This window comes from Parasutterella sp. (assembly GCF_057870745.1).
In genome coordinates, this window is record NZ_DBMALT010000096.1 from 1 (window position 1) to 1,732 (window position 1,732).

The window sequence follows — 1,732 nt, forward strand, 5'->3', positions numbered from 1 at the left end:
TGCATCACTGCAGACACCTTGGGGTTCGCTAGTCTTTCCCACTAGCGGGCAGACTCGGGACTTTCACCCTATAGAGAATGCTCATGCCGAGCACACCAAAATTACCGCAACAATGCGGTATGGGATTGTTCAAAAATAGGTATCAATCATTAGATTTATACTTAAAAATCAATAAGTACAGTAAAAATCCCTATAAGAAACTATTGTCTTAACTACCCTCAGTCCCTACAATGCATTTGTACGTTTTTAAAACTTAGACTCCTTTTAAGCCGAATTCGACGTCTTGATCGGAAAGCTACAAGTTTCCAAGACGAATTGAGGAACAACGCCTCCGTAATTAGGATGGAAGAATTTATGTTGGACTATTTAAGAGAAGAATTCGCCGCTTACAGTAACGAACTGATCATTATTGGCGTTTTAATTATCGCCTTTGTCAGTTTCTATTCTCGTTTCTTTCTGAAAAGCAGCAAAAAGAAAAACACAAGTAACCGTTAACACCAAGGCCGCAGAGCGCGGCCTCATTTATATCTATGTTCTGTTTATTTTGGCACGGACGATACTAGAGTCAGCCACAATTCTGAGAAACCCGTCCAGAAAATCTGCACACCTAAACACACCAAAATAAATGAGAAAATACGTCCGATTGCATCCGAACCACTTGGCCCCAATATCTCAGTAATACGATCAGCGTAACGGAAGCATAACCAAACAATCAAAGCATTCGCCAAAGCTGCAGCAAAGGCTCCGATCACATTAGGAATAGTGAAATTCATTGATGTACCGATAGCTGTTGTCACGGCAATGGCGCCCGGTCCTAAAGTTAGTGGCATCGTAAACGGATAAAAAGCGAGCTTCATCCAGTCCTGATCGGTTCTCGGTTTATGAGCTCCGGCAGTTGACTCAACTTCTTCCTCCCCTTCACTAGAAGAAGAAGTATTATTCAAAGCCAACCATCCGGCAGAAAAAAGAATCAGACCGCCAGCGACTCGAAGAACTCCGAGAGAAATCCCAAAAAAACTCAGAACAAAAGAGCCGGCGCATAGGGTCACCAGCGCCATGATCAGAAAGTAAATACATACTTTATTGGATAAGGTCATGCGCTGAGCGCGGGTTGCTCCCGAGGTTATCGTCAGGAAAAACATCGCCGCCCCGATAGGATTAACCACCGTCACTAAAGACGTAAAAACATAAAGAAAGGTACTCAGGAATGAGGAAAGCATTTTGTGCTTATAGTATTTGGATAAGGATGCTGAATTTTATAGCAGAACAGTATTTCCTGAGAAGCCTCTTACCCAGAAATCAGATAGAAGACAAAAACAACCAAAGAAAAAAGGACGGCCAACCCGTCCCTATCTCTCGGTGTTCATAGGACTATCTCGACTTTTTCATGGCCTCTGCCATCAAACGATTACGAACCATTCTGCAAGCGCAGATTTCAATCATTTTTCTCAAAACTTTTTTCATATCTCTCCCTCCTTGATAAGAATAATAACCCATAAATATAGTATTAACCCTAATCTATCTCAAAATGAGACTGATTAGTTTCCTGGGGATTCTAGTTATGACTGGAAATGTGAATAAGTTTTTAAGAGGCCAATTCTCCATTTGTTTTAATTCTCATCAATTTCAACTGTGAACATGTTCACACGGAAGAAATAAGCAGATAAAACAAAACCTCTTGAACGGTTAGGTCCAAGAGGTTTGTCTTTTATGGAGAGCCCGGAGACTACCT

Annotated in this window: 1 protein-coding gene; it reads right to left on the minus strand. The window is 41.5% G+C overall.

Annotated elements, in window-relative coordinates:
* Positions 1 to 539 precede the first annotated feature (539 nt).
* Positions 540 to 1,220, minus strand: coding sequence for a MarC family protein (locus ACZND6_RS12830; protein ID WP_008812419.1), 681 nt, complete (start codon positions 1,218 to 1,220; stop codon positions 540 to 542).
* Positions 1,221 to 1,732 lie beyond the last annotated feature (512 nt).

Bases quoted from the DNA above. Each gene is read 5' to 3' on its own strand.
- ACZND6_RS12830 (WP_008812419.1), bottom strand. From the start codon at position 1,220: ATGCTTTCCTCATTCCTGAGTACCTTTCTTTATGTTTTTACGTCTTTA.